Source organism: Streptomyces sp. NPDC005374, from assembly GCF_042872225.1.
GTDB lineage: Bacteria > Actinomycetota > Actinomycetes > Streptomycetales > Streptomycetaceae > Streptomyces.
On the sequence record NZ_JBIAKA010000007.1, the window covers coordinates 477,090 to 503,467 of the forward strand.

Sequence of the window (26,378 nt, forward strand, 5' to 3'; positions counted from 1 at the left end):
TGCCTCCCAACGTCATTGAGGGAAGGAGCGGTTGAGCGTACCAACCGGTAGGTTGTCCCGTATGACGTCAGGACACGGCAGTACGGTTGACGGGGTGCTGCGCCGCAGCGCTGGGCGCACCCCGGCACGCGTCGCGGTGGAGTACGCCGAGCGCTCGTGGACGTACGCGGAACTCGACGACGCCGTCTCCCGCGCGGCGCGGCTGCTCCTCGACCAGGGCCTCGGCCCCGGTGACCGGCTCGGCGCCTACGGCCACAACTCGGACGCGTATCTGATCGGCTTCCTCGCCTGCGCCCGCGCGGGCCTTGTGCACGTGCCGGTGAACCAGAACCTCACCGGGGACGACCTGGCGTACATCATCGGCCAGTCGGGCTGCACACTCGTCCTCGCCGATCCGGACCTCGCGGACCGACTCCCGGACGGCGTCTCCGTGTTGCCCCTGCGGGACGCCGACGACTCGATGCTGGCCCGACTGAGCTCGACACCGCCGTACGACGGACCCGAACCGCAGGGCGAGGACCTCGTCCAGCTCCTGTACACCTCGGGGACGACAGCCCTGCCCAAGGGCGCGATGATGACCCACCGCGCCCTGGTGCACGAGTACTTGAGCGCGATCACCGCCTGCGACCTGAGTGCCGGCGACCGGCCCGTGCACTCGCTGCCGCTGTACCACTCGGCCCAGATGCATGTCTTCCTGCTGCCCTACCTCGCGGTCGGCGCGACCAACGTCATCCTCGACGCGCCCGACGGCGACCGCCTCTTCGACCTCATCGAAGCGGGCCGCGCGGACAGCCTGTTCGCCCCGCCCACGGTGTGGATCGGCCTGTCCAACCGGCCCGACTTCGCCACGCGTGACCTCAGCGGTCTCCGCAAGGCCTACTACGGCGCCTCGATCATGCCGGTGCCGGTCCTGGAGCGACTGCGGGAGCGCCTGCCCAAGCTGGCCTTCTACAACTGCTTCGGCCAGAGCGAGATCGGCCCGCTCGCGACCGTCCTCGCGCCCGACGAGCACAAGGGGCGGATGGACTCCTGCGGCCGGACCGTCCTGTTCGTCGACGCCCGGGTCGTGGACGAGGACGGCAAGGACGTGCCCGACGGCACGCCCGGCGAGATCGTCTACAGGTCACCGCAGTTGTGCGAGGGGTACTGGGACAAGCCCGAGGAGACCGAAGCGGCTTTCAGGGACGGCTGGTTCCACTCCGGCGACCTCGCGGTGCGGGACGCGCACGGCTACTTCACGATCGTCGACCGGGTGAAGGACGTCATCAACTCCGGTGGTGTGCTGGTCGCTTCACGCCAGGTCGAGGACGCCCTCTACACACACGAGGCGGTCACCGAGGTCGCGGTGATCGGCCTGCCCGACGAGCGGTGGATCGAGGCCGTCACGGCGGTCGTCGTTCCGCGCGGCGAGGTCACGGAAGCCGAACTGATCGACCACGCGCGGGAGAAGCTCGCCCACTTCAAGGCGCCGAAGCGGGTGCTGTTCGTGGACGAGCTGCCGCGGAACGCCAGCGGGAAGATCCTGAAACGGGAGTTGAGGGACCGGTTCGCCGGTTAGCGGGGACGCAGGTCGACGATCCGGCGGATCTTTCCGACGGACCGCTCCAGGGACTCCGGTTCGACGATCTCGACGGCAACCGACACACCGATACCGTCCTTCACGGCCGCCGCGATGGCCCGCGCTGCCGCGTCGCGGGACCCGGGTGCGGCGCCCGGCCGGGCTTCGGCCCGCACGGTGAGGGCGTCGAGGCGGCCTTCACGGGTGAGGCGGAGCTGGAAGTGGGGCGCGACCCCCGGGGTGCGCAGGACGATCTCCTCGATCTGGGTGGGGAAGAGGTTCACCCCGCGCAGGATCACCATGTCGTCGCTGCGGCCGGTGACCTTCTCCATCCGCCGGAACACCCGTGCCGTGCCCGGCAGCAGCCGGGTCAGATCCCGGGTCCGGTACCGGACGACGGGCATCGCCTCCTTGGTGAGCGAGGTGAACACCAGCTCACCCTGCTCACCGTCCGGCAGCACCTCCCCGGTGATCGGATCGACGATCTCGGGGAAGAAGTGGTCCTCCCACACATGGAGCCCGTCCTTGGTCTCCACACACTCCTGCGCGACGCCCGGGCCGATCACCTCCGACAGCCCGTAGATGTCGACGGCGTCGATCGCGAACCGCTCCTCGATCTCCCGGCGCATCTCCTCCGTCCAGGGCTCGGCACCGAAGACACCCACCCGCAGGGAGGTGCCGCGCGGATCGACGCCCTGCCGTTCGAACTCGTCGAGGAGGGTCAGCATGTACGACGGGGTCACCATGATGATTCCGGGTTCCAGGTCCTGGATGAGCTGGACCTGCCGGGCCGTCATGCCACCGGACGCGGGGACGACCGTACAGCCGAGCCGTTCGGCGCCGTAGTGTGCGCCGAGCCCACCGGTGAACAGCCCATAGCCGTACGCCACATGCACGACGTCCCCGGGCCGCCCGCCCGCGGCCCGAAGGGAACGCGCCACCATGTCCGCCCACAGGGAAAGATCGTTGTCGGTGTAGCCGACCACTGTGGGGCGCCCGGTGGTCCCGCTGGAGGCATGGATGCGACGCACATGGTCCCGGGGCACGGCGAACATCCCGTACGGATAGTTCTCGCGCAGGTCCGCCTTGGTGGTGAAGGGGAAGTGAGCCAGGTCGGCCAGGGACCGGCAGTCCTCCGGCCGGACACCCGCCTTGTCGAAGGACTCGCGATAGAACGGCACGTTCTCGTACGCGTGCCGGAGCGAGTGCCGCAAGCGCTCCAACTGCAACGCCCGCAACGACTCGGCGTCCAGCCGTTCCCCCGAGTCCAGCAGCTCCGTCGCATCCGCCATCGGACCGTCCCTTTCACCCATCGCCGCATTCCGGGCGACCGATCATTCGGTCGTGGTGCTGTGGATCAGTAATCCAGGCGATTCGCGTGGAGGCAAGGGGTCGGCGCACATTGTGGTCGGGGCCGGCACGTGCCTCGTCGGCTTGCGCTCATGGAACCGTCGGCGCTCTGCCCTGGGCAGAGGAGGAGTACCCGTGGCCGCTACTGCGGATAGGTTCCCCGGCATGGACACCGTCAAGGCGAACGGCATCACCCTGGCGTACCGGGCGTGGGGCCCCGAGGACGCGCCGCCCGTTCTGCTGTTGCACTGCCGGGGCGCCGACGGCGCCGACTGGACCGGGATCGCCGAGAGACTCGCCGCGGAGCCGCACCCGCGCCGGGTGTACGCGCCCGACCTGCGCGGTCACGGTCGCAGTGACTGGCCGGGCGAGGCGCCGGGTGCCTACGCGTACGAAGCGATGCGCGACGACATGCGCGGCTTCCTGACCGCGCTCGGTGTCGGCAGTACCGACGTCGTGGGCCATTCGCTCGGCGGAATCGTCGCCTGCCTCCTCGCTCAGAGTGCACCCGGGGTCGTCCGGCGCCTGGTCCTGGAGGACGTGCCCGCGCCGCTACCCCTCGACCCGCCTCGACCGCCCGCACCCGCGTCGGCTCCGGACTCCGACCCGTCCTTCGACCGGGCCATGCTGCTGGCCACCGACGAGCAGCGCAACGCACCCGACCCCATGTGGTGGGACCACATGGGGCGGATCACCATGCCCACGTTGCTCATCGCAGGCGGACCCACCAGTCCGATCCCGCAGGAAGAGATCGCGATGATGGCGTCAGTGATCCCCGACGCCCGGCTGGTGACCGTCGGCGGAGGTCATCTGGTGCACGAGAGCAGGCCCGAGGAGTTCCTGGCCGCCCTGGTGCCCTTCCTGGAAGCGCGGGACGTCACTTCGCGAACGCCGTCATGAAGCGGTCACGGAACTTGTCCATGCCCCACACGGGCGCGTTGTCGGCGGGCTTGAGGCCCTCGGTCCAGTTCCAGTCGGCCACCCGGTCCAGCACCTTCGGGTCCTTGGCGACGATCGTGATCGGCACATCCCTGTTGGCGGAGCCCTTGGTGACCGTCGGGACGGGCTGGTGGTCGCCGAGGAAGACGAGGACCGTGTTGTCGTCGCCGTAGCGCTGCATCCACTGGGTCAGGCTGTCCACGGAGTACTGGATGGCCTTGCGGTACTCGGTGCGCACGCGGTCCTGGCTCTTCCAGACCTCCGTCGGGTTCGTGCCCTCCTTCTTGATCTGCTCGAAGACCGAACCGTCCCCGAGGTCGTTCCAGTCGATCGTGTGGGCGATCGGCGACCAGGGGTTGTGGCTGGACGCCAGGATGATCTCCGCCATGATCGGGTCACGGTTCTTCTTGCCGTGCTCCAGCTTCTGGAAGGCCTCCAGGCTGAACTGGTCCGGCACCGGCGTCCAGCTGAAGTAGGGGCCCTTGTAGCCGAGATGCGTGGAGTCGTAGATGTGGTCGAGGCCGAAGTACTTGCCCTCGGGCCAGGACTTGCGCACACCCGGCACGATGCCGACCGTGCGCCAGTCGCCGGTCTTCTGGAAGTAGCTGGTGAGGGTCGCGCGGTCACTGCCGGTGAGGTTCAGGTACCGCTGCTGGTTCTTGACCCACAGGCCGGACAGGAACGTCGAGTGGGCCATCCAGCTGCCGGCGCCGGTCACGGGGGACGTCAGCCAGCCGCTGCGGGACGCGAAACCGGCCGCCTTGAGCGTTGCGTCGCCCTTCTTGAGGGTCGCGTCCATCTCCGGTGCCATCGCCGGGTCGTCGATCGCCACCCGGCCGTAGCTCTCGATGAACGTGAACAGCACGTCCTTGCCGTGCAGTCCGGTCAGGAGCTGGTCGGGCGGGGTGGCGGCGAAGGCGTCGACGGCGGACTGCTTCTCGAAGACCTGGGCGTCGCCCAGCCCGTTGCGGACCTGCTGCACGCGGTTGGCGAGGAACTCGGTGTTGCCCTTGGTGGCGAACGTGACACCACCGAACTGCACGCCCACCGTGAAGCATGTGACCCACACGGTGCCGAGGACGAGGATCGTGCCGACGGACGTGGAACGGTTCCGGGACATCACGTTCGTCAGCCGCACCATCGCCCACGTGCACAGCGCGAGCAGGGCGAGGAACAGGACGATCACCCCGATCACCGCGAGCACCTCGCCGGTGCGGCCGAACGTCTCCTTGAGCCAGTCCGTCACGTTGCCCAGCATGATCCAGTCGAAGACAAGGTCGAACGGCCGGGCCAGCGTCTGGTAGAAGCCCATGTCCATGAACTTCATGACCGCGAACAGCCCGAGGAACAGCCCCGAGACGACGGCGGCGATCCGGCGTGCTTTCGGCGGCAGTACGAGGAGGACGGCCACGAGGACGATCGCCTCGACGGGGAGACGGAAGAACGACCGCAGGTTCATGTGGTCGAGCCGGTTGGGGAAGAGCAGCACCAGCAGCACCAGCAGACCGGCCAGCACGCTCGTCCCGACGGACACCCCGCGTGCGGTACGGGGGTAGCGGCGGCGCCAGCCGAACCAGCCGGGGCGCGGGGAGCCGGGCGGGTCGGGTGGGCCGGTCTCGTGACCGGCCTCGGAGAGCACCGCGTCCTCGGTGGACTCGGTTGACTCAGTGGACTTCGTGGACTCGGCAGCCCGGGGCTCCTCCACGGCCTCCCCCGTCACACCTTCCCCCGTCGCACCCCCACCTTCCGCTTCGGCCTCGTCCTGAGCGGTGTCCGGCAGTTGGCGAGAGCGAGTGAAGAGTGACACCCGGTGGTCCTTCCGTGCGGTCTTGCGGTGGCGTGCGGTCCTGCCGCGATGGCATGACGAACGGGGCCCGCTGACCGAGCCTGCCACCACCAGTACGTTCGCACGTCACGTTCGGTTCAATCGCACGGGGTCGGAAGTGTGCCCTCACCCGTCCGCCGCCACCGCCACCTTCTGGGCCCACCGGTAGTCCGCCTTGCCGCTCGGGGAGCGGTGGATGGATTCCGCTATCACCAGCTGACGCGGGACCTTGTACCCCGCGAGCCGCGGGCGGCAGTGCGTCTGGAGTTCGTCCAGGGACATCCGGGACGCCCCCGTGCGCAGCTGCACCACCGCCGCCACATGGTGCCCCCACTTCACGTCCGGCACTCCGGCCACGAGCGCGTCGTACACGTCCGGATGCGCTTTGAGGGCCTGTTCGACCTCCTCCGGGTACACCTTCTCGCCGCCCGTGTTGATGCACTGCGAGCCCCGTCCGAGAACGGTGACCACGCCCTCCTCGTCGACGGTGGCCATGTCGCCCAGCAGCACCCATCGCTGCCCGTCCTTCTCGAAGAAGGTCTCGGCGGTTTTCCGCGGGTCGTTGTAGTAGCCGAGCGGGACGTGTCCGCACTGCGCGACCCGCCCCACCTCGCCCACGGCGACGGGTTCGTATGTGGCCGGATCGACCACCTGCGTACGGGAGTTGACCCGGACGCGGAAGCCCCGCTCGGGCCCGGAGTCGTCGGTCGCCGTGCCGTTGAAGCCGGACTCGGAGGAGCCGAAGTTGTCGAGCAGCATGGCGTTCGGGACGAGTGCCCGGAACTGCCTGCTCACCGTGTCCGACATGATCGCGCCCGACGAGGACACGCTGTACACCGACGACATGTCGGTGCCCTTCATCGGACCCTCCAGCGCGTCGATGAGGGGCCGCAGCATCGCGTCGCCCACCAGCGAGATCGCGTTGACCCGCTCCGCCTCGATGGTCCGCAGCACCTCTTCGGGCTCGAACTTGCGGTGCAGTACGACCCGTTGGCCGAAGTTGAAGCCGATGAGCGCCGTCAGCGTGGAGGTGCCGTGCATCAGCGGGGGAGTGGGGAAGAAGGTGATGCCCGAACCGCCCGCGGCGACCCGCTCGGCGAGCTCCTCGGGCCTCTTGACCGGTTCGCCGGTCGGTGCCCCGCCGCCCAACCCCGAGAAGAACAGGTCCTCCTGACGCCACATCACGCCCTTGGGCATGCCCGTGGTGCCGCCGGTGTAGATGATGAACTGGTCGTCGCCCGAGCGCGCCGGGAACCCGCGCTCAGCCGACCCGGCGGCCTCCGCGTCGGCGAAGTCCACCACCGGCAGTCCGGTCGGTTCCGCGGCCCCGACCCGCACCAGATGCCGTAGCCGTTCCGCGCGCGGCAGCGCTGCCGCCACCCGGCCTGAGAACTCCGTGTCGAAGACGAGGCCGGTCAGATCGGCGTCCCGGTAGAGATAGACCAACTCGTCTTCCACGTAACGGTAGTTGACGTTCACCGGCACGATCCGCGCTTTCATGCAGCCCAGCAGCGTCTGCACGTACTCCACGCCGTTGTAGAGGTGCAGCCCGACGTGCTCGCCGGGCCGTATCCCGCTGTCCAGCAGATGGTGGCCGATCCGATTGGCCGCGGCGTCCAGTTCCGCGTACGTCAGCCGGTGCTCCGCACCCGTACCGGGAATGTCGAGGTACGCGAGCGCCGCACGCTCCGGCACCACGTCGACGACCGACTCGAACAGGTCGGCAAGGTTGTACTCCACCGTTCCTCCTGTGCTGGTGCGGTCCGGCTCTGTGGCGGTTCGCCGTCATCAGAGCAAAGGGCGGCGTGACTGTGAAGGGTTCGCGCGAAGAAATCTGACTGACTGTCAGAAAACCCTTGAAGTGCTTCGGCGCCTCCTGCAACCTGTTCTCGTTCTGGCAGAGGGGAGACGGGCGATGGGTGGGACCGAACACCTCGACATCCAGCGCGAGGGCGCCACACTGGTGCTCACGCTCAACAGGCCGGAGGCGAAGAACGCGCTCTCGTTGCCGATGCTGGTCGGCCTCTACGACGGCTGGGTGGAGGCGGACGCGGACGACTCGATCCGCTCGATCGTCTTCACCGGCTCCGGCGACTCGTTCTGCGCCGGCATGGACCTCAAGGCCCTCGCGGGCAAGGGCACCGGAGGCGAGCAGTACCGCGACCGGCTGACCGCCGACCCGGACCTGCACTGGAAGGCGATGCTGCGCCACCACCGACCCCGCAAACCGGTGATCGCGGCGGTCGAGGGCTACTGCGTGGCAGGCGGCACGGAGATGCTCCAGGGCACCGACATCCGGGTCGCCGGCGAGTCCGCGACCTTCGGCCTCTTCGAGGTCAAGCGCGGCCTGTTCCCGATCGGCGGCTCCACGGTCCGCCTGCAGCGGCAGATCCCGCGTACCCATGCGCTGGAGATGCTGCTCACGGGGCGGCCGTACACCGCACGGGAGGCCGCCGGCATCGGCCTGATCGGGCATGTCGTCCCGGACGGCACGGCTCTCGACAAGGCCCTGGAGATCGCCGAACTGATCAACGGGTGCGGTCCGTTGGCGGTTGAGGCGGTGAAGGCCTCGGTGTACGAGACGGCGGAGATGACGGAGACGGATGGGCTGGCCGCCGAGTTGAAGCGGGGGTGGCCGGTCTTTGACACCGCCGATGCGAAGGAAGGCGCCCGTGCCTTCGCGGAGAAGCGGCCAGCCGTTTACAAGCGGGCGTAGCGCTGTGTCGGGTTCGGCCGCTTTCGAGCTGCGCCTTCGTTGTGGCTGGTCGCGCCCACGCGGCGGAGCCGCACATGTCACCGCCCCGCGCCCCTGAAGGGGCGACTTCCCACCGCCCCCTAAGGAGGCACGCGTCTATGGCCGACGTACTCAAGGCCCCGCTCGTCGTCGAATTTCCCTTCACTCGCTCTCTCAGCCCCGTCCAGAGCGCCTTCCTGACCGGTCTTCGTGAACGCGTGGTCCTCGGGGTCAAGACCCGCGACGGCCGCACCCTGGTCCCGCCCGTCGAGTACGACCCCGTGACCGCCGAGGAGATCAGCGAACTCGTGCACGTCGGAACCACCGGCACCGTCACCACCTGGGCCTGGAACCACGAACCCCGTCGCAGCCAGCCGCTGGACACGCCCTTCGCCTGGGTCCTGGTCAAGCTCGACGGCGCCGACACCGCCCTGCTGCACGCCCTCGACGCCCCCGGCCCCGACGCCGTCCGCACCGGCATGCGCGTCCGCATCCGCTGGGCGGAGGAGCCCACCGGTGCCATCACCGACATCGCCTGCTTCGAGCCGTACGACGGCGACGACTCGACGGTCACCGTCCACGCGGGCGAGTTCGAGGACCCGGTGCACGGCATCGTCGCCCAGGCCCGCCTCGACTACACCTACTCACCGGGCCGCGCCCAGACCGCCTACATCAACGCCCTCGCCGAACGCCGGGCCGTCGGCGAGCGCTGCCCGTCCTGCCGCAAGGTGTACGTCCCGCCGAGGGGTGCGTGCCCCACATGTGGCGTGGCCACATCGGAACAGGTGGAAGTAGGGCCGGGCGGCACGGTCACCACGTTCTGCATCGTCAACATCAAGGCGAAGAACCTCGACATCGAGGTGCCGTACGTCTACGCCCACATCGCCCTCGACGGCGCCGACCTCGCCCTGCACGGCCGGATCGGCGGCATCCCGTACGACCAGGTGCGCATGGGTCTCAGGGTGGTGCCGGTGTGGAGCGAGGGCGGCAGTTACCCGGACCACTACCGGCCGAGCGGCGAACCCGACGCGGACTACGAGACGTACAAGGAGCTCCTGTGACCAGCGAAGCAGCCCCGGAGCCCCGCGACATCGCCGTCGTGGCCTTCGCCCAGTCCGACACCCTGCGCTCCACCTCGGACGTCTCCGAGGTGGAGATGCTCATGCCGGTCCTGCACGACGTCCGCGCGCAGACCGGCCTCAAGACCGCCGACATCGGCTTCACCTGCTCCGGTTCCTGTGACTACCTCGCCGGGCGTGCCTTCTCCTTCACCCTGGCCCTCGACGGCGTCGGCGCCTGGCCGCCGATCTCCGAGTCGCACGTCGAGATGGACGGGGCGTGGGCGCTGTACGAGGCGTGGACCAAGCTGCTGTCCGGGGACGCCGACACCGCGCTCGTGTACTCCTACGGCAAGTCGTCGCCCGGCTCCCTGCGCGACGTGCTCACCCGCCAGCTCGACCCGTACTACGTCGCCCCCCTGTGGCCCGACTCCGTCGCCCTCGCCGCCCTCCAGGCCCAGGCCCTCATCGACGCGGGCGACACGGACGAGGCCGAACTCGCCGCGATCGGCGCCCGCAGCCGCGCGACCGACAACCCCCGCGCCCAGCTCAAAGGCCCGGTTCCGCACGGGGACTACCTCGTACGGCCGCTCCGCACCGGCGACTGCCCGCCCATCGGCGACGGGGCCGCCGCGGTGATCCTCGCCGCCGGGGAGCGGGCCAGGGAACTGTGCTCACGCCCCGCCTGGATCCGCGGGATCGACCACCGCATCGAGGCGCACTCCCTCGGCGTCCGCGACCTCACCGAATCGCCCTCCACCCGCCTCGCCGCCGAGAAGGCGGGCGCCTTCGAACGGCCCGTGGACACAGCCGAGTTGCACGCGCCGTTCACCTCCCAGGAAGTCGTCCTGCGCAAGGCCCTCGGGCTCGGCGACGAGGTCGTCGTCAACCCGTCCGGCGGGGCCCTCGCAGCCAACCCGATGATGGCCGCCGGGCTCGCCCGCATCGGCGAGGCCGCCGCCCGCATCCACCGGGGCGAGTCCGACCGGGCCCTCGCCCACGCCACCTCCGGGCCCTGCCTCCAGCAGAACCTGGTCGCCGTACTCGAAGGGGATCCCCGATGAGCAAGGAGCCCGTGGCCGTCGTAGGCATCGGCCAGACCAAGCACGTCGCGGCCCGCCGGGACGTGTCGATCGCCGGGCTCGTCCGGGAGGCGGCCCGAAGGGCGCTCGACGACGCCGAGCTGACCTGGGCCGACGTCGACGCCGTGGTGATCGGCAAGGCGCCCGACTTCTTCGAGGGCGTCATGATGCCGGAGCTGTACCTGGCCGACGCGCTCGGCGCGGTGGGCAAGCCGATGCTGCGCGTGCACACAGCCGGCAGCGTCGGCGGGTCCACGGCACTGGTAGCCGCCAACCTGGTGGCTTCCCGGGCACACTCCACGGTCCTCACCCTCGCCTTCGAGAAGCAGTCCGAGTCCAACGCCATGTGGGGCCTGTCCCTCCCGATCCCCTTCCAGCAACCCCTGCTGGCCGGTGCCGGCGGCTTCTTCGCACCGCACGTGCGCGCGTACATGCGGCGCACCGGCGCGCCCGACACGGTCGGCTCGCTGGTGGCGTACAAGGACCGCCGCAACGCCCTCAAGAACCCGTACGCGCATCTGCACGAGCACGACATCACCCTGGAGAAGGTCCAGGCCTCGCCCATGCTCTGGGACCCGATCCGCTACTCGGAGACCTGCCCGTCCTCCGACGGCGCCTGCGCGATGGTGCTCACCGACCGGCCCGGTGCCGCCCGCGCTCCCAGGCCTCCCGCCTGGATGCTGGGCGGCGCCATGCGCAGCGAGCCCACCCTCTTCGCCGGCAAGGACGCGGTGTCGCCGCAGGCCGGCAAGGACTGCGCGGCCGACGTGTACCGGCAGGCCGGGATCGCCGACCCGCGCCGCGACATCGACGCCGTCGAGATGTACGTGCCGTTCTCCTGGTACGAGCCCATGTGGCTGGAGAACCTCGGCTTCGCCGCCGAGGGCGAGGGCTGGAAGCTGACCGAGGCCGGGGTCACCGAGCTGGACGGCGACCTTCCCGTCAACATGTCGGGCGGTGTCCTGTCCACCAACCCGATCGGCGCCTCCGGCATGATTCGCTTCGCGGAGGCCGCGCTCCAGGCCCGCGGACAGGCCGGGGAACACCAGGTGGACGGCGCCCGCAGGGTCCTCGGACACGCCTACGGCGGCGGATCCCAGTTCTTCTCCATGTGGCTCGTGGGGTCCGAACCCCCGGATGCGTGAAATGCCTGCGGAAAGGTCCCCCTCACGTGGCCTGTCGGCGGCCGAAGTGGATCGCTAGGCTGGCCGCGGACGACGCAATCGGGAGGAGCACGGACGTGGCCGAGACCACCATCCAGCAGCAGCCGCTCATGGGCTGGGACAAGCCGGAGCTGGACCTGAGCAACGCCGATTGGCACTCGAGCAGCCGCGGTCGGGGGGATGTCCAGATCGCCTTCGTCGAGGGGTTCATCGCGATGCGCAACAGTGGCCGCCCGGAGAGCCCTTCCCTGATCTTCACCCCCGCGGAGTGGGGCGCGTTCGTGTCAGGGGCGCGGGAAGGAGAGTTCGACCTCACCTGAGGGTGAGCACACGGGGGTGCGCCGCCCGGGACGGAACGCCCGACGCGGCCCACCTCCTGCCGGGGCCGGACACTGGGCCGGCGGCGCCGAACGCGTCGTACTCCGGCGGCCGTTGCCATGCCCCCCGCGCCGTGTGCGTCACGTCCTGGAGGATCATTCGTCGCAGGAGTCGTGCGAACCGCCCCTTCACCGGGGCCGGGGTGGCCCGGCATGGCGAGCGGCACAGGGCGCAGGGGGAGGGGCCGTGACGTCGAAGGCGGCCAGGCAGCGGTTCAAGAAGGCCGAACGGCTGCGGGCGTTCCGTGAGGCACAGCGGAACCGGCGGCCGGAGCGGCTGCGCGAGAGGGTGCGCAGGGCCTTTGCGGCCCTGGTGGGCATCGCGTTCGGCGTGGTGCTGACCGGCTATGCGGGCCTGATGCTCGCCGGCGCCGTCGGACTGACCGGGACCTCGGAGTACCTGCGTGTGGACGCGTGCGCGGTGGTGCGGAACGGCAACAAGCCGATGACGGAATGCCACGGTCAACTGCTGTCCGCCGACGGCCGGTCGATCGACACCGACGCGGTCATCGCGGCCGACGCCCGCATCGGATCCACGATCGCCGTACGCGACCAGCCGCTCGTCGGCCTGGAGACACTGGGCTTCAGAGCCGTGTCCGGCTGGGCGGCCCTGACGGTGACGGGGCTGTTGGTCCTCGGCTTCGGGATGATCACGGGGCTCACCCTGTGCGGCTGGGTCGCCGCGTCGGCGACGGGTCCGCTGACGGTACTCGTGCTCGCAGCGGCGAGTGCCGTCGGCGGCCTGACCTACGGGCTCGCCGTCCTGTACGAACACGTCTTCTAGGCAGGTCCCCAGTGGACCGACAAGGGCCCGCCCGGCACCCCGGAGGCGTACGCTGAGGTGCCTGTAGGTCACGGTGCGCGCTCGCTCCCCGCGCGGGTCCGCCATCGTGACGGGGGGTGCGCCATGGTGCAGCGCAGCGCGCGCAGCAGAAAAGCTCTCCTGGAGCGGGAGAGTGAACTCGCCGCCGTCGACGAGGCGTTGGGAGAGCTCACCGGGCTGCGCACGGACGGCGCCGAACCCCACACAGGCCCGCGTGGCGCCCTGCTCGCCGTCGCAGGGCGGGCCGGGATCGGCAAGACGACCCTGCTCACCGAGGTCCGCCGCCGCGCCGCCGCCCGGGGCTGCACCGTGCTGGCCGCCCGTGGCGGCGACCAGGAGCAGCGCGTCGCCTTCCATGTCGCCCGGCAACTCCTGCAACCCCAGTTCGCCGGCGCGGCCGAAGCCGATCTCCGGGCACAGCTGGGCAGTTGGTACGACATCGTCGGTCCCGCACTCGGCCTGTGCGCCCCCACCGACGGTGCGCCGCCCGACCCGCAGGGCCTGCGCGACGGACTCGACTGGGTGCTCACCCATCTCGCCGTCCTGCGCGCCCCCATGGTGCTGGTGCTGGACGACGCCCACTGGGCCGACCCCGAATCGCTGCGCTGGCTGGCCGCCTTCGCACCCCGTGTCGAGGAACTCCCCATCCTGGTCGTCGTCGCCTACCGGCCCGACGAACTCCCCGACCACGCCGAGCCGTTCAGGGCACTGCCCGGCCGGGCCGGCGGACGCCCGCTCGACCTGGAACCGTTCAGCGCCGTCGCCGTCGCCCGTCTCGTACGGGAGGCGCTCGGCGTGCACGCCGACGACGCGTTCTGCCGGGAGTGCTGGGCCGTCACCGCGGGCAACCCCTTCGAGACGGTCGAACTGGCCGCCAAGGTGCGTGACCGCGGCTTCGCCCCGACCGAGGGCGCGGCGCACCTGCTGCGTGATCTCGCGGCCGCGGTGAAGGGCAGCGGCCTGGTCGCCCGCCTGGAACGCCTCGGCACCTCGACCGTCCGCTTCGCCTGGGCCTGCGCGGTCCTCGGCACCGAGATCCATCCGCTGCTCGCCGCCGCCGTCGCCGGCCTCGGCCACGAGGAGGCCGCCGACGCGGCCGACGCGCTGCGCGGCGCGCGCATCCTCACCGGTGTCGAGTCCCTGGAGTTCGTCCACCCGCTCATCGCGACCGCCGTGTACCGGGCCATCCCGGCCGGGTTCCGGGTCGCGCTGCACGGCCAGGCCGCCTGGTGCGTGGTCAACGACGGACGCGGTTCGGCCGCCGCCGCCCGCCATCTCCTGGAGACCCACCCCGACGGCGACCCCTGGGTCGTGCAGCAACTGCGCGCCGCCGCGGCCGAGACCCTCCGCTCGGGCGCGCCCGACGCCGCCCGCAGTTACCTCGCCCGCGCCCTGCGCGAACCCCCGGCCTTCGAGGACCGGGCCACCGTCCTGTACGAGCTGGGCAGCGCCTCCCTGCTCACCGAACCGGCCACCACGGTCAACCACCTGCGCGCCGCCCTGGAAGAGCCCATCGCCGCCCCCGACCTGCGCCACCGCATCGTCTACCGGCTCTCCCAGGTCCTCGCCCACAGCGACCGCCTCGCCGAGGCGTCCGACACCCTCGCCCGCGAGATCAAGGTCACCGGCGACGCCCGCGTCAAGCTGCGCATGGTCGCCGAACAGTTCATGTGGGACGCCTTCCGCGCCGACGAACCCGACCACCCCTCACGCTCCCGGCGCCTCACCAAACTCGCCGACCGGCTCACCGGCCGCGACCTCACCGAGCGGTACATCATCGGTCTGCGCACCTGGGACGCCGTCCTGCGCGGCGAACCCGCGCACGTCGCCCTGCACCACGCCGAGCGCGCCCTCGCCGGGGGCCTGGGCTGGGCCGACCCCGACCGCGGCTTCGAGGTTCCCGTCCTGGTCGCCCTCGCCTTCATGTACGCCGACCGCCCCGGCCGTACCGAGGAACTCTTCGCCGCCGGGATCGCCGACTTCGAACGGCAGGGCTGGCGCGGCGCCCACCTCTCCTTCGCCTACACCCTCCTCGCCTACGTCCGCTTCCGCCGCGGCCGTCTCGCCGAGGCTGAGGACTTCGTCCGCGCGGGACTGCGTCTCGCCGAGCGAGTCGGCCCGGGCACCCCGGCCCACTGGTACGCCGTGGGCATCCTCATCGAGGTACTTCTCGCCCGCGGCCGGGTCACCGAGGCCGCCCGGGTCGCCGAGGACTACTCCTTCAACGCCCCGTTCCCGGCCGTCGTGGTCTTCCCCGACGCCCAGACCGTGTACGGCGAGCTCCTGCTGGCCCGCGGCCTCCCCAAGGAAGCGGCCGCCGAGCTGGCCGCCGCGGGTCGCCGCCTGGAACCGCGCGGCATGCGCAACCCCGCATGGTGCCCCTGGCAGCTCCACCTGGCCCGCGCCGAGAGCCACGACGCCCCGGAGCGCGCCGTCGTCACCGCCCTCGAAGCGGTCGCCCGCGCCCGCCAGTTCGGCGCCCCGTCCGCCGTGGGCCAGGCGTTGCGGCTGGCCGCGGAGGTCTCTTCGGGCTCGGCCCGCGTGAAACTCCTGGAGGAGTCGGTCACCCACCTGGAGCGCTCCCCGGCCGCCTACGAGCTCGCCTGCGCGCTGGTGGCCCTCGGCACGGAACTCCGTCGCACCGGCCGGGCCCGCGAGGCCGCGGAACACCTCTACCGGGGCCTGGACACGGCCGTGCAGTGCGGCGCCGACGGCCTGGTCGAGACCGCTCGCGACGAACTGGCCGCCGCCGGCCTGCGCCCCCGCCGGCTGCACAGCACGGAGACCGACACCCTCACGGCGCGCGAGCGCACGGCGGCCGGCCTGGCCGCACAGGGGCGCACGGAGGCCGAGACGGCGAAGGAGATGCACGTGGACGAGCCGACGGCGGTGCGCCTGCTGTCCGCGGTCTACCGCAAGCTGGGAACGGACAGCACCGGTTTGCGGGACGTGGTCGATCCCGCCTGAGGAGTGCGGGCCCACCGAGTCGCGGCCGCGCCGTGCAGAAGTGGTCAACGCCCGCTCACCCGCGGTCGCCCGACCACCTGCGCGTCCCAGTACCATGGGCGCATGTCGTTCCTCCGCCGTCGCGCCACTCCCGCCGGTCCAGACTTCGACGTGCTGGCCATGGACCCGGGCGACTGGCCCGGCAACCTCGGCGCCGGGCTCCTGCCCGCCCCCGACGGCACCTGCCAGGGCGTCTTCCTGCGCTACGACCTCTTCGGCGGCCGCGGCCCCGCCATGGTCATCGGCAACCTCCCCGAGGGCGCCCCGGCCCGGGAGGTGCCCGAGGGCCAGGTTCCCTTCGAGGTGGCGCAGCTGCTGATCGCGCTGGAGAACGACGAGGAGGTGACCGTCGTCAGCAGCGAGGACATGCCGGTGATGCAGGGCGACAACCTGCTGATCGTGCGCCGCCTCAAGCTCTCCGAGAGCCGGATCTCCTGCGTCCAGTTCGACCGCAGCGACAACGTCCTGGTGACCATCGCCGCCTGGGACCGCCCCATCACGGACGACCTCTACGCCCTCCTGAAGCCGCTGCCCGCGGAGCTTTTCCAGCAGGGATGACCGTCGGGGGCGCGGCTCACCGAGGGAGGCCAGCCTCCTTCCGGGACCGCCGGGTGCCGACGGTCAGGTGGCGGCCTCACCCGCGATGAGTGCAACCGCCACCTGCCGGACGTCGCCCACCAGGGAACCTGTCCCGATCAGTGCCGGGCCGAGCGCTTCACGTCGACGTCCGCCGCCCGCACGAACGCCACCCGGTGGCCGTACTGGATCTCGTAGTACAGATCCTTGCCGACCACGACCCGGTGCGATCCGGTCGCGAACGTGACCGCGTAGTAGTACTCACCCGGCACCCGGTCGCCGACCACGTACCTCTGGTCCTTGAGCACCTTGTACGGCAGTGGTGACACCGCCTGCGCGGGCACCCCCGTCGGATAGGCGGAGGCCTCGGGGTAGGCGCGGCCGTACACCGGGACGCTGTCGAGTCCTTCCTTCGGTGTCACGACGAGGCCGGAGGCGTTGACCGCCGTGGGGTGCTTCCTCGGGTTTCTGAACCAGGCCTTCTGCCCCAGGTACCAGATCGCCGTCCACTCGCCGGCACGGTCGGCGACCGCGTACTGCTGGCCGGTGGAGACCCGCGACGACAGGTCGTTGACGTCGGTCGTGGGGACCTTGCCGACACCGATGTCCGTGATGAGGGGGGCGCTCTCGTCGGGTGCGGAGTAGAGCCGCACCTCGCTCGAACCGTGGGACGCGCAGGGTTGCCCCTTGGCGACGCAGCCCGTGTACTGCGGCTGGTTGGCCGCGTAGTCCGGCCGGATCGTCACCATGCCGCCCTGCCGGCCTGCGGTGGACCTGAAGGGGTGGCCCAGCAGCTCGAAGTAGTGCCGCCAGTCCCAGTACGGGCCGGGGTCCGTGTGCATGCCGGCGACGGTCGAGGTCGTCGGACCCGGCACGTTGTCGTGGCCGATGATGTGCTGCCGGTCCAGCGGGATGCGGTACTTCGCGGAGAGGTACCGCACCAGCCGCGCCGAGGACCGGTACATCGCCTCCGTGTACCAGGCGTCCGGATTGGCCAGGAAGCCCTCGTGCTCCAGACCGATCGACTTGGCGTTGATGTACCAGTTGCCCGCGTGCCAGGCCACGTCCTTCGCCTTCACGTGCTGGGCGATGTGACCGTCGGTCGAGCGCAGGGTGTAGTTCCACGACACATAGGTCGGGTCCTGTACCAAGTTGAGGACACCCTCCCAGGCGCCCTCCGTGTCATGGATGACGATGTACTTGATGCTCTGCGAGGCAGGGCGGTCGCCCAGGTCGTGGTTGCCGTAGTCGTTGTCCCCGAACTCCTTGTACGGCGCCGGGATCCACTCGCAGGACACGGTCCGCGGGCACTCGGTGCTGCCCGTGTCGAGCTTCCGCAGGCCCGCCCGCGTGAGCTGGGCGGTGTCGGGGGCGAGACCGGGCTGGGCGGCCAGGGCGATCCGCTGACCGGCGTCGGTGGTGCGCTCCTCGCCGGTGCGCAGCACGTCGTAGACGTCGTCGGCGTACGCGGCCGCCGTCGCGCTGTCGTCCGCGCCGGAGAAGCGGGCCACGGCGCCGTACCAGTCCGCCGGGTCCTGGCTCAGTGGCTCGCCCAGTTCCTTCTGGGCGGCGGCCAGCAGGGCGGCCCCTCCGGCGACGTTCGCCGCGGGGTCGGCGCGCAGTTCCCCGGCGCTCAGACCGGTCAGCCCGGCCGCCTTCGGTAGGGTCTCCAGCCGGGCCGGGACGTCGCTGGTCACCGGAATCCTCGCCTCGGGGAGCAGGGCCGCGCGGGCGCTGTCACCGCGGGCGTCCTCCGTGCCCTCGCTGTGGTGCGGTGCCGACGCGAGTGCCGTACGGGCGTCGGTGAGGTGCATCGGACCGTAGCCGCCGGTGACGCTCGGCGCTCCGGCGTGGCCGTCCCAGCGCGACTGGAGATAGGAGACGCCGAGCAGGACGCTCTGCGGCACGTGGTACTCGGCGGCGGCCGAGGCGAAGGCCCGCTGGAGGCCCGCCGAGGACACCCCGGACGCGGACCGGTCCGCCTCGGACGGGGCGGCGCCGAGCAGTGGCAGCAGCAGGGCCGCGCCCGCCAGGGTGCCGACCACTCTCCGGGCGGATCCGGCGGCTCTGTTGGGGTCGGTCGAGGATCCTCGCAATGCAGCCTCCTGGGACGGTCGGGCGCGATGAGCCGTACGGGGCCGGGGCGTGCGTCAGTGGTACCGGCTTGCCGACGATCCGTCAATCATGCCCAGAGGCAGGCGATTCCCCTTGTCAATGAGGGGTGGCGGGAGTTTCGTGGCGGGCGCTTCCAGGCCTGCGGGGCATCAGAGGTGTACACCAATGTCCCGCTGCTCAGAAGCGGTGAGAAAGGGTCGCGCATACGAAGGTCCGCGGCGCCCCACTCCACCGGGCGTACCGCGGACCTCCGTCCCCGTCAGCGAGTGCCGACCGCCGCGCGCACGGCCCGACGGGCCAGCTGGCAGTCGTCGTGCAGCCGCCTCAGCAGCAGCCGCTGTTCCTCGCCGGACGGCGCGGCACTCGGGTGGGCCGCGCCCGGTGCCGCCGGGGTCGAGTCGTGCATGGAACGCTGCACGGCCATCTCGTAGGTACGGATCTCACGGGTCAGTACGAGCATCAGGTTCACCAGGAAGGCGTCCCGCGAGGCCGGGCCCGCCGTCTGGGCGATCTGGCTGATCTGACGCCGGGCCACCGGGGCGTCGCCGAGCACCGACCACAGCGTCGCCAGGTCGTACCCCGGCAGATACCAGCCCGCGTGCTCCCAGTCCACCAGCACTGGACCGGCCGGTGAGAGCAGGATGTTCGAGAGCAGAGCGTCGCCGTGACAGAACTGGCCCATGCCCTGCCGGCCCGCCGAGTGCGCGATGCCGTGCAGGAGTTTCTGGAGATCGCCCATGTCCCGGTCGGTCAGCAGACCCAGCTCGTGGTAGCGGGAGATCCGGGCCGCGTAGTCGAGCGGGGCGTTGAAGGTGCCCGCGGGCGGCCGCCACGCGTTGAGCCGGCAGACCGCGCCGAGCGCTGCCCGGATGTCCGCACGCGGCGGGGCCTCCGCCGGGTGCCGGTGCAGCGCCGCCACCCGGCCGGGCATCCGCTCGATGACCAGGGTGCAGTTGTCCGGGTCCGCCGCGATCAACCGGGGCACCCGCACCGGAGGCCGGTGCCGGACGAACGAGCGGTAGGCGGCTATCTCGTGCCGGATCCGCTCGGCCCATACCGGGGAGTGGTCGAGTAAACACTTGGCGACGGCCGTGCTGCGTCCCGTCGTACCGACCAGGAGCACGGAGCGCCCGCTGCGGCGCAGTACCTGCACCGGGGCGAACTCCGGGCAGATCCGGTGCACCGACGCGATCGCCGTGCGCAGCTGGGCGCCCTGGGGGCCGGACAAGTCGAGTCTCCCGCTGAGCGGTTGGGTGCCGAGCCCCGGAAGCCGCCGTGCCCTGCCCGTACCCGGTACGGGGGCCGTCGGCCGCGCGGGGTCGAGGTAGGGGCCGCCGCCCGCCGGACGGAGATGCGGCGACCGGGGCGGGGCGGACACGGAGGACGATGCTGCGTACATGGGCGAGACAGATCCCTTCGTGTGCCTGCTGTGCCTGGAGAAGCAGTGCGCCGCCCGGCCCGGTCGCCCGGGTGCATCCTGGGGAATGCGTCCGCCTTGTCAGGACGGCGACCGGGTCGGGGTGGCGCGTTCCTACCTGACACCAGATGTGCAGTGGCACACCATCTGGCGCACCCTGGCGAACCCTGGCGAATAGTCCCCGAGCAACTGACACGGGGCTACTGTCAACTCAGCCGAGAACCTGGGGGCTTGACGTGAGCGGACAACCCAACACCCGACTCTCGGACCTGTTCGGCCTGGCCGGCTGGTCCAAGGGCGAACTCGCGAGGCTGGTCAACCGGCAGGCGGCGGCCATGGGCCACCCCCAGCTCTCGACCGACACCTCCCGGGTGCGGCGTTGGATCGACACGGGAGAGATCCCGCGCGATCCGGTGCCGCGGGTGCTGGCGGCTCTGTTCACCGAGCGTCTCGGCCGTGTCGTGACCATTGAGGACCTCGGTCTGGTCCGGCACGGGCGTACGGGGAAACGGCAGGGCGACGGGAGTGCTGATCATCCCGACGGCGTGCCGTGGGCGCCCGGGCGGACCGCCGCGGTCCTCACCGAATTCACGGGAATGGACCTCATGCTCAACCGACGCGGCTTGGTGGGTGCGGGTGCCGCACTCACCGCGGGCTCCGCACTCAGCAGCGCCATGCACGACTGGCTGCACACCGATCCGACACTCACCGCCGACGCCCCCCGGTTCGACGACCCCCTGCATGCCGACCCCGCTGGGTTCGACCGTTACGAGGCCGCCCCCATCGGGTCGCAGGAGATCGAGGAACTGGAGCGCTCGGTCGAGGTGTTCCGGGCCTGGGACGCGGCCCGCGGCGGCGGCCTTCAGCGCAAGGCGGTCGTGGGCCAGCTCAACGAGGTGGGCGGCATGCTCGCCTACCGTCACCCCGACCATCTCCAGCGGCGCCTGTGGGGCGTCGCCGCCAACCTGGCCGTCCTCGCGGGGTGGATGTCGCACGACGTCGGCCTCGAACCCACGGCCCAGAAGTACTTCGTCATCGCCGCCCATGCCGCGCGCGAGGGTGGTGACCGGCCCCGCGCCGGCGAGGCGCTCTCCCGGGCGGCCCGTCAGATGGTGCACCTGGGCCGGCCCGACGACGCACTCGACCTGATGAAGCTCGCCCGGTCCGGTTCCGGCGAACAGGTGCTGCCCCGCACCAGGGCGATGCTCTACACCATCGAGGCCTGGGCGCAGGCCTCGATGGGCAAGGGGCAGGCCATGCGCCGCACCCTCGGACAGGCGGAGGATCTCTTCGTCTCCGACCGGAGCGACGTCCCGCCGCCGAGCTGGATGCAGACCTTCAAGGAGGAGGACCTGTACGGCATGCAGGCCCTGGCCTACCGCACCCTGGCGGAGCACGAGCCGGGTGCGGCAGCGCACGCCCAGCACTACGCGGAGAAGGCCCTGGCCCTGCGGGTCGACGGCCGTCAGCGGTCGAAGATCTTCGACTTCCTCTCGATGGCCTCGGCCTGCTTCATCGCCGACGACCCCGAACAGGCGGACCGGTACGCGCGGTTGGCGCTGATCTCGATGGGCTCCAACAGCTCCCACCGCACCTGGGACCGGCTGCGCCAGATGTACCGGCTCACCGCCCAGTTCTCCGGCTATCCGAAGATCAACGAGCTGCGCGAGGAGATCAGGCTGGCCCTGCCGAAGCCGAAGGGAAGGGGCGGCAACAGCGGACGGGCGTGAGTACGGGCACCGTGAGTTCGGGCATAGGGGCCCGCGCCCGGATACGTCTCCTGCCGGTGCGGGGCTCCGCAGAGCCGGTGCCCCTGTCGTAGCCCCCTATGCGGGCACCTTGGCGATGAGCACGCACGCGTCGTCCGCGCGTTCCGTCTCACCGAACTCCTCCACGACCACCCGCACACAGTCCTGCGCGGTGCGCGCCCCGCCGAAACGGGGGGCCAGGTCCAGGAGCCGGTTCACGGCGGCGGCGTCGCTGTGCCCGGGCACCAGTCCGTCCGTGTGCAGCAGGAGCAGATCGCCCGGTTCGAGGGTCTCCTCGGCCTGGGCGTACACGGCTCCGGAGGTGGCGCCGAGAAGCACGCCGTCGGGGGAGTTCAGCCTGCGCCCCGTCCCGCCCCGGAACAGCAGTGGGGCGGGGTGCCCGGCCTGCGCCCAGACCAGGGTGCGGGTCTCGGGCCGGTAGCGGCAGCAAACGGCGCTGCCGAGGGCCGGCTGCACGGTGGCGTCGAGCAACTGGTTGAGCAGGGCCATCAGTTGGCCGGGCTGGGTGCCGGCCATCGCCATACCGCGTACGGCGCCCAGCAGGGTCGCCATGCCGGAGGCCACGGCCACTCCGTGTCCGGTGAGGTCGCCGACGCTCAGGAGGGTCTCGCCGTCGGCCAGTTCGAGGGCGTCGTACCAGTCGCCGCCGATCAGGGCGCTCGTCGACGACGGCAGATAGTGGGCGGCCAGGTCCAGTATCTCGGGGCCCTGGTGCGGCAGCCGCAGGGAGCCGCGCCACGGCGGCAGCACGGCCTCCTGCAACTCGACCGCGAGCCGGTGTTCGCTCTGGGCGCGCTGCCTGTGGCGTTGTAACGAGTCATGGGTCTCGCCCACCACCCGCTCGCTGCGGCGCAGTTCGCTGACGTCCCGCAGCACGGCCCACATCGAGGCGGTGCTGCCGTCGGCGGCGAGCACGGGCTCGCCCATCATGTGGACGGTGCGCACCTCGCCGCCCGGTCGCACGACACGGAACTCGCCGTCTATGCGCTGCGCGTCGACCAGACAGTCGGTGACCATGGCCGTCAGCTTCGGCCGGTCCTCGTCGAGCACCACGGAAGGGAGCTCGTCGAGAGTGAGCGGAGGGGCGGTGCGGTCACGGCCCAGGATCTGGTACAGCTCCCCGGACCAACTCGCCTCGTCGGTCAGCAGGTTCCACTCCGCGCTGCCGACCCGGCTGAGCAACGAGCCGCGCCGGGGAGCGGGCGGCGCGGCTCGCGCGACGGGTTCCGCCCCGGGCGCCGACGGCACGGGCGCCGGGCCGTCCCGCAGCTGCGCCAAGTGCGCGTCCAGATCGCTGAGTTGATGGAGCGCGAGGTCGTACAGCGCGCGCTGCCAGCGGTCCTGGGGGCCTGAGACATCACTGGGTGCGTCCCGTCGTACGGCATCCACGTCGCCCTTGAGCCGTCGCGCCTGCGAGATGAGCGCGTCGACCGAGCCGCGTCCTGGCGGCTGGGCGGCGGGGCGGTCCGCGGAGAGGTGGGACGACATGACGCACTCCGATGCGGGACGGTTCGACCAAGGCGGGTCGGAGGGACCGTTACGACTGTTGCACAGGCTGCGACGCGCTGTAAGGGATTTGGCGGCACCCGGTACGGTGGTGCGTCTGGCATATGCCACAGTCTTCACGGAGCGGTCGTACCGGGCGTTTCGTCTACGCTGCTCGGTTCCTCAAGTCGTAGGCGCCGTACGCGACTTGACGGGTTGTCGGGGTGGTCGGCCCGGTGTTCATTTATGTGTTCGACGGTCCTGTGTTCTAAGGAGTTTGGCATAGGCGGATCGGGCCGTGCCAGGGGGCGTGGACCGTGGCCGGGGGTGGTGAGGGGTGGGGTCATGGCGACCGGCGGGGTGGCGGGTGCGTGCGGGTTCGTGACCCTGTGGAGGGAGTGCGGCGCCACTGTGATGCAGGTCACATGAATTCACCCCTGCTCCGGCGTAATGCAAACGGCACCTGCGAGGTCGTAAGAACACGTCGGCACAACCGGCCGACTACGCGCCCGCAGGGGGAGACCGAGCATGGACACGACCTTCGAGCAGCCGGCCCACGCCCGTCTGATCACCGCGGAGGACCAGGAACTGCAGGTGCCCGCCACCCTGCGCTACAGCTCCACCGACCCGCTGGCCGTGTGTGTCGACTTCCCGCCCGAGGTCTCCCTGGACGGACGGGGTGTGACCTGGACCTTCGCCCGCGCCCTGCTGGAGGAGGGGCTGAGGGGACCGGCGGGCGGCGGTGACGTGCATCTGTGGCCGTGCGGCCGGGACATCACCGTCGTGGAGTTCCACTCGCCCTTCGGCATGGCCCTCCTCCAGTTCGACACACCTACCCTGCGCCGCTTCCTGCTGCGGACCTACACCGTGGTCGGCGCCGGGGAGGAGGACCTCGACGAGGCGGTCGAGCAGGGGCTCAGCGCGCTCTTCGGGAGCGTCTGAAGGGCGTACCTGGACCGGTGGCCGCCTTCCGTCTCAGTACCGCAGGATCCCCGCGATGCCGTCGGCGCCGCCCAGGGCGCCGTCCGGTACGAAGCGGACGTCGGCGCCGGTCTCCAGGCACTGTTCGACGATCTCGTCCACGATGTCCTCGCGGGCGTCCAGGTCACCGCTCTCGGCCGGCACCAGATGGTCGCCGCCGGCGTCGCGCACGGTCACCCGGTAGTTCTCCTCGACGGCCAGCAGCCGAAGTCGGCCCTCCCGGGCGCTCTGCCAGATCTCGTCCACGCCGGCCGCGAACGCCCGCCGCCCGCGCGCCGATTCGAGCTCCCGGGCCACGGCGTCGGCGCTCTTGCGGACCTCTGCCTCCACCAGCGGCCGCACCGCGTGCCACACCGCGTCCGGGGTGCCGTGCGCGAGCCCGCCGTGCGGAACGTGCACCGCGTTCTTGGTGGCGCTGCCGACATCGTCCAGCGCGGACAGCGCGGCGGTCTCACCGGTGACGTAGAGCGGGCGCGGATCCTCGTGCAGCAGCCTGCCGAGCGCGGTGTCGGCGTCGCGCAGGAAGTGCCGCGTGCCCTCGTCCCGGAACGTGCTGGGCAGATCGCCGATCCGCTCCTGGCGCTCGGCATCGAAGTTCTCGCGGCTCCTGGACAGCGGGAAACCGCCGGCGCGGTGCTCGGTGACCCGGTCGACACCGCCGTTCCACAACGTGACGTGGTCGGCGGAGACCGACAGCACCCAGAACGGCCGCTCGGAGGCCTGCGCGGAGACGAGGTTGCGGGTCAGGAAGGTGTCCGAGAGCACCACCCGCTCCGGCACTTCGCGGGCCAGCGACCACACCTGGTGCTCGCCGGGCGCGGCGAAGATCACCAGTCCGTCCTCGACGTGCGCCAGGTCGATCTCCGCGAGGGCCTGGTCGAGCTGCCGGGAGACATCGACCCGCCGCTCCCGGGGGACGGCCGGGTCGGCTTCGAGCTGCTTCTTGGCCTCGGCCACCACATTGCGCAGCCGGACCGGATCCTGGGCGTTGTCGGGTTCGCGGCGGTGCGTCGGCGTCAGCACGGACACCGCCGGATAGGCGCGCGGGCGGCGCAGTTCGGAGAGGGTCGCAGGGCTGAGTGCGTGCTCCATAACAGCACCATAGGACCGATTCACCGATCAGGCATTTGGGGCGACTTGATCGGTTGTCCGGTGTGTTTCGTCGCCGGAGGGCCGTGGCCGGGGATCGAGTACGGCGATCGAGCCCTGGGCCACCGCGCACAGGGTCTCGGACCCGTCCGCGGCCACGGTGCTCAGATCGCAGCGGCACACCACGCGGGTGCGGCCGGCCCGTACGACCCGGGCGCGGGCCCGCAGCAGTTCGCCGCGGGCCGGGCGCAGGAAGTCGATGGAGAAACCGGCGGTGGTCACCGTGGAGCCGGCCACGGAACCCGCGGCGAAGGACAGCGCGTTGTCGGCCGCGTAGCCGAGCACCCCGCCGTGCACGCTGCCGTGCTGCTGGAGCAGGTCGCCGCGGATGTCGAACTCGACCGTGGCCCCGCCCTCCTCGAAGGCTGTCAGCCGGGCGCCGACCAGCGTGCTGAAGGGCTGTGCCGCGAGGACCTTCCGGGCGAGCTCCAGATCCAGGGTCCGAGTCATTCCTCCACCTCACTTCACTAGTGAAGTGAGACTGGCGTGAACCCGTCCCGTCTGTCAACATCGGCCCATGCCCGCCCCCGACGACCAGCGCCTCTACTTCCTGCTCCAGCGGGCCGCGCACCGTCTGCGCACCACGGCGGACCGGCGCTGCCAGGCCGCCGCCGGAGTCACCACGGCCCAGCTCGGCGCCCTGTTCGCCGTGCGGGACGAGCCGGGCATCACCCAGCAGCAGCTTGCCCGCACGCTCGGACTGCGCGAGTCCGCCGTGACGGGACTGGTCGGACGGCTGACCACGGCGGGTCTCCTCGCCAAGGACCCACATCCGCGCGAACACCGGGCCGTGGTGCTGGAGTTGACCGGCGCGGGCCGTGACGCCCTGCGGGCCGCCCAGCCGGAGATCGACCGCTTCAACGCCGAACTCCGGGCGGTGCTGGGCGACGACGGTTTCACCGGGGCGGCGGCGGCCATGCACCGGCTCGCGTACTGGGAGGGTTAGGGCCTGTCCGGCGGATCATGCCAGC

The 26,378-nt window shown here is 71.1% G+C and carries 21 protein-coding genes; 13 read left to right on the top strand and 8 right to left on the bottom strand.

What is annotated here, in order from left to right; genetic code table 11:
• The first annotated feature begins 61 nt into the window (after positions 1–61).
• Positions 62–1,558 (top strand): acyl-CoA synthetase, encoded by a 1,497-nt coding sequence (locus tag ACFYRX_RS20765; RefSeq protein ID WP_389101587.1) that lies wholly within the window; start codon positions 62–64, stop codon positions 1,556–1,558.
• Here ACFYRX_RS20765 and paaK read toward each other — a convergent pair.
• On the bottom strand, positions 1,555–2,850 hold the full coding sequence (gene paaK, locus ACFYRX_RS20770; RefSeq protein ID WP_389101589.1) for a phenylacetate--CoA ligase PaaK: 1,296 nt from the start codon (positions 2,848–2,850) through the stop codon (positions 1,555–1,557). The two genes, ACFYRX_RS20765 and paaK, sit on opposite strands and share 4 nt — an antisense overlap.
• Before the next feature lie 223 nt (positions 2,851–3,073).
• Between paaK and ACFYRX_RS20775 the strand changes: the two genes are divergently transcribed.
• Positions 3,074–3,808 (top strand): alpha/beta fold hydrolase, encoded by a 735-nt coding sequence (locus tag ACFYRX_RS20775; RefSeq protein WP_389101591.1) that lies wholly within the window; start codon positions 3,074–3,076, stop codon positions 3,806–3,808.
• On the opposite strand, the gene ACFYRX_RS20780 is transcribed toward ACFYRX_RS20775, so the two are convergent.
• Together ACFYRX_RS20780 and ACFYRX_RS20785 are read right to left on the bottom strand one after the other, a co-directional pair.
• On the bottom strand, positions 3,786–5,654 hold the full coding sequence (locus ACFYRX_RS20780; protein ID WP_389101593.1) for a sulfatase: 1,869 nt from the start codon (positions 5,652–5,654) through the stop codon (positions 3,786–3,788). The genes ACFYRX_RS20775 and ACFYRX_RS20780 overlap by 23 nt on opposite strands.
• A 144-nt stretch (positions 5,655–5,798) precedes the next feature.
• On the bottom strand, positions 5,799–7,412 hold the full coding sequence (locus ACFYRX_RS20785) for an acyl-CoA synthetase (protein ID WP_389101595.1): 1,614 nt from the start codon (positions 7,410–7,412) through the stop codon (positions 5,799–5,801).
• A 175-nt stretch (positions 7,413–7,587) separates the two neighbouring features.
• Between ACFYRX_RS20785 and ACFYRX_RS20790 the strand changes: the two genes are divergently transcribed.
• The 8 genes from ACFYRX_RS20790 (at position 7,588) to ACFYRX_RS20825 (ending at position 16,473) form a co-directional block, all read left to right on the top strand.
• Positions 7,588–8,388, top strand: coding sequence for a crotonase/enoyl-CoA hydratase family protein (locus tag ACFYRX_RS20790; RefSeq protein WP_389101596.1), 801 nt, complete (start codon positions 7,588–7,590; stop codon positions 8,386–8,388).
• A gap of 137 nt (positions 8,389–8,525) precedes the next feature.
• On the top strand, positions 8,526–9,467 hold the full coding sequence (locus ACFYRX_RS20795; RefSeq protein ID WP_389101598.1) for an OB-fold domain-containing protein: 942 nt from the start codon (positions 8,526–8,528) through the stop codon (positions 9,465–9,467).
• Positions 9,464–10,528 carry a thiolase domain-containing protein gene (locus ACFYRX_RS20800; RefSeq protein ID WP_389101600.1) on the top strand — a complete coding sequence of 355 codons (1,065 nt, stop codon included), beginning with the start codon at positions 9,464–9,466 and terminating at the stop codon, positions 10,526–10,528. Before ACFYRX_RS20795 ends, ACFYRX_RS20800 begins: the two co-directional genes overlap by 4 nt.
• Positions 10,525–11,691 (top strand): thiolase domain-containing protein, encoded by a 1,167-nt coding sequence (locus ACFYRX_RS20805; RefSeq protein WP_389101602.1) that lies wholly within the window; start codon positions 10,525–10,527, stop codon positions 11,689–11,691. Before ACFYRX_RS20800 ends, ACFYRX_RS20805 begins: the two co-directional genes overlap by 4 nt.
• Before the next feature lie 95 nt (positions 11,692–11,786).
• Entirely contained in the window at positions 11,787–12,029 is a 243-nt protein-coding gene (locus ACFYRX_RS20810; RefSeq protein ID WP_328744573.1) for a DUF397 domain-containing protein, read from the top strand.
• Positions 12,030–12,273: 244 nt separating this feature from the next.
• On the top strand, positions 12,274–12,870 hold the full coding sequence (locus ACFYRX_RS20815; RefSeq protein ID WP_389101604.1) for a hypothetical protein: 597 nt from the start codon (positions 12,274–12,276) through the stop codon (positions 12,868–12,870).
• A gap of 123 nt (positions 12,871–12,993) precedes the next feature.
• Positions 12,994–15,876, top strand: coding sequence for an ATP-binding protein (locus tag ACFYRX_RS20820; protein ID WP_389101606.1), 2,883 nt, complete (start codon positions 12,994–12,996; stop codon positions 15,874–15,876).
• Positions 15,877–15,978: 102 nt separating this feature from the next.
• A complete protein-coding gene (locus ACFYRX_RS20825) occupies positions 15,979–16,473 on the top strand; it encodes a hypothetical protein (RefSeq protein WP_389101608.1) in 495 nt (164 codons plus the stop codon).
• 137 nt (positions 16,474–16,610) lie between these two features.
• Here the strand turns inward: ACFYRX_RS20825 and ACFYRX_RS20830 are convergent, their stop codons facing one another.
• Both ACFYRX_RS20830 and ACFYRX_RS20835 read right to left on the bottom strand, forming a co-directional pair.
• The gene (locus ACFYRX_RS20830; RefSeq protein WP_389101609.1) at positions 16,611–18,587 is read right to left on the bottom strand and encodes an N-acetylmuramoyl-L-alanine amidase; all 1,977 of its coding nucleotides are present in this window, start codon (positions 18,585–18,587) and stop codon (positions 16,611–16,613) included.
• A 278-nt stretch (positions 18,588–18,865) separates the two neighbouring features.
• The gene (locus ACFYRX_RS20835) at positions 18,866–20,005 is read right to left on the bottom strand and encodes an aminoglycoside phosphotransferase family protein (protein WP_389101611.1); all 1,140 of its coding nucleotides are present in this window, start codon (positions 20,003–20,005) and stop codon (positions 18,866–18,868) included.
• A gap of 254 nt (positions 20,006–20,259) precedes the next feature.
• Here ACFYRX_RS20835 and ACFYRX_RS20840 point away from each other — a divergent pair, with 254 nt between their 5' ends.
• Positions 20,260–21,753, top strand: coding sequence for a hypothetical protein (locus ACFYRX_RS20840; RefSeq protein ID WP_389101613.1), 1,494 nt, complete (start codon positions 20,260–20,262; stop codon positions 21,751–21,753).
• Between the two features lie 96 nt (positions 21,754–21,849).
• On the opposite strand, the gene ACFYRX_RS20845 is transcribed toward ACFYRX_RS20840, so the two are convergent.
• Positions 21,850–23,280 (bottom strand): PP2C family protein-serine/threonine phosphatase, encoded by a 1,431-nt coding sequence (locus ACFYRX_RS20845; protein WP_389101615.1) that lies wholly within the window; start codon positions 23,278–23,280, stop codon positions 21,850–21,852.
• 525 nt (positions 23,281–23,805) lie between these two features.
• Here ACFYRX_RS20845 and ACFYRX_RS20850 point away from each other — a divergent pair.
• Positions 23,806–24,219: an SsgA family sporulation/cell division regulator gene (locus tag ACFYRX_RS20850; protein WP_389101617.1), complete on the top strand. Its 414-nt coding sequence runs from the start codon at positions 23,806–23,808 to the stop codon at positions 24,217–24,219.
• Positions 24,220–24,252: 33 nt separating this feature from the next.
• Here the strand turns inward: ACFYRX_RS20850 and ACFYRX_RS20855 are convergent, their stop codons facing one another.
• Complete coding sequence (locus ACFYRX_RS20855; protein WP_389101618.1) at positions 24,253–25,350, bottom strand: chemotaxis protein; 1,098 nt, start codon at positions 25,348–25,350, stop codon at positions 24,253–24,255.
• A 27-nt stretch (positions 25,351–25,377) separates the two neighbouring features.
• Positions 25,378–25,857, bottom strand: coding sequence for a PaaI family thioesterase (locus ACFYRX_RS20860; protein ID WP_389101620.1), 480 nt, complete (start codon positions 25,855–25,857; stop codon positions 25,378–25,380).
• Positions 25,858–25,924: 67 nt separating this feature from the next.
• Here ACFYRX_RS20860 and ACFYRX_RS20865 point away from each other — a divergent pair, with 67 nt between their 5' ends.
• On the top strand, positions 25,925–26,353 hold the full coding sequence (locus tag ACFYRX_RS20865) for a MarR family winged helix-turn-helix transcriptional regulator (RefSeq protein WP_389101622.1): 429 nt from the start codon (positions 25,925–25,927) through the stop codon (positions 26,351–26,353).
• Positions 26,354–26,378: the final 25 nt, after the last annotated feature.

What these genes read in the sequence shown, in the direction of transcription:
- ACFYRX_RS20765 (WP_389101587.1), top strand. Translation starts at nt 62, where the DNA reads ATGACGTCAGGACACGGCAGTACGGTTGACGGGGTGCTGCGCCGCAGC.
- ACFYRX_RS20860 (WP_389101620.1), bottom strand. Translation starts at nt 25,857, where the DNA reads ATGACTCGGACCCTGGATCTGGAGCTCGCCCGGAAGGTCCTCGCGGCA.
- ACFYRX_RS20775 (WP_389101591.1), top strand. Translation starts at nt 3,074, where the DNA reads ATGGACACCGTCAAGGCGAACGGCATCACCCTGGCGTACCGGGCGTGG.
- ACFYRX_RS20845 (WP_389101615.1), bottom strand. Translation starts at nt 23,280, where the DNA reads ATGTCGTCCCACCTCTCCGCGGACCGCCCCGCCGCCCAGCCGCCAGGA.
- ACFYRX_RS20850 (WP_389101617.1), top strand. Translation starts at nt 23,806, where the DNA reads ATGGACACGACCTTCGAGCAGCCGGCCCACGCCCGTCTGATCACCGCG.
- ACFYRX_RS20865 (WP_389101622.1), top strand. Translation starts at nt 25,925, where the DNA reads ATGCCCGCCCCCGACGACCAGCGCCTCTACTTCCTGCTCCAGCGGGCC.
- ACFYRX_RS20825 (WP_389101608.1), top strand. Translation starts at nt 15,979, where the DNA reads ATGTCGTTCCTCCGCCGTCGCGCCACTCCCGCCGGTCCAGACTTCGAC.
- ACFYRX_RS20795 (WP_389101598.1), top strand. Translation starts at nt 8,526, where the DNA reads ATGGCCGACGTACTCAAGGCCCCGCTCGTCGTCGAATTTCCCTTCACT.
- ACFYRX_RS20820 (WP_389101606.1), top strand. Translation starts at nt 12,994, where the DNA reads ATGGTGCAGCGCAGCGCGCGCAGCAGAAAAGCTCTCCTGGAGCGGGAG.
- paaK (WP_389101589.1), bottom strand. Translation starts at nt 2,850, where the DNA reads ATGGCGGATGCGACGGAGCTGCTGGACTCGGGGGAACGGCTGGACGCC.
- ACFYRX_RS20790 (WP_389101596.1), top strand. Translation starts at nt 7,588, where the DNA reads ATGGGTGGGACCGAACACCTCGACATCCAGCGCGAGGGCGCCACACTG.
- ACFYRX_RS20805 (WP_389101602.1), top strand. Translation starts at nt 10,525, where the DNA reads ATGAGCAAGGAGCCCGTGGCCGTCGTAGGCATCGGCCAGACCAAGCAC.
- ACFYRX_RS20855 (WP_389101618.1), bottom strand. Translation starts at nt 25,350, where the DNA reads ATGGAGCACGCACTCAGCCCTGCGACCCTCTCCGAACTGCGCCGCCCG.
- ACFYRX_RS20835 (WP_389101611.1), bottom strand. Translation starts at nt 20,005, where the DNA reads ATGTACGCAGCATCGTCCTCCGTGTCCGCCCCGCCCCGGTCGCCGCAT.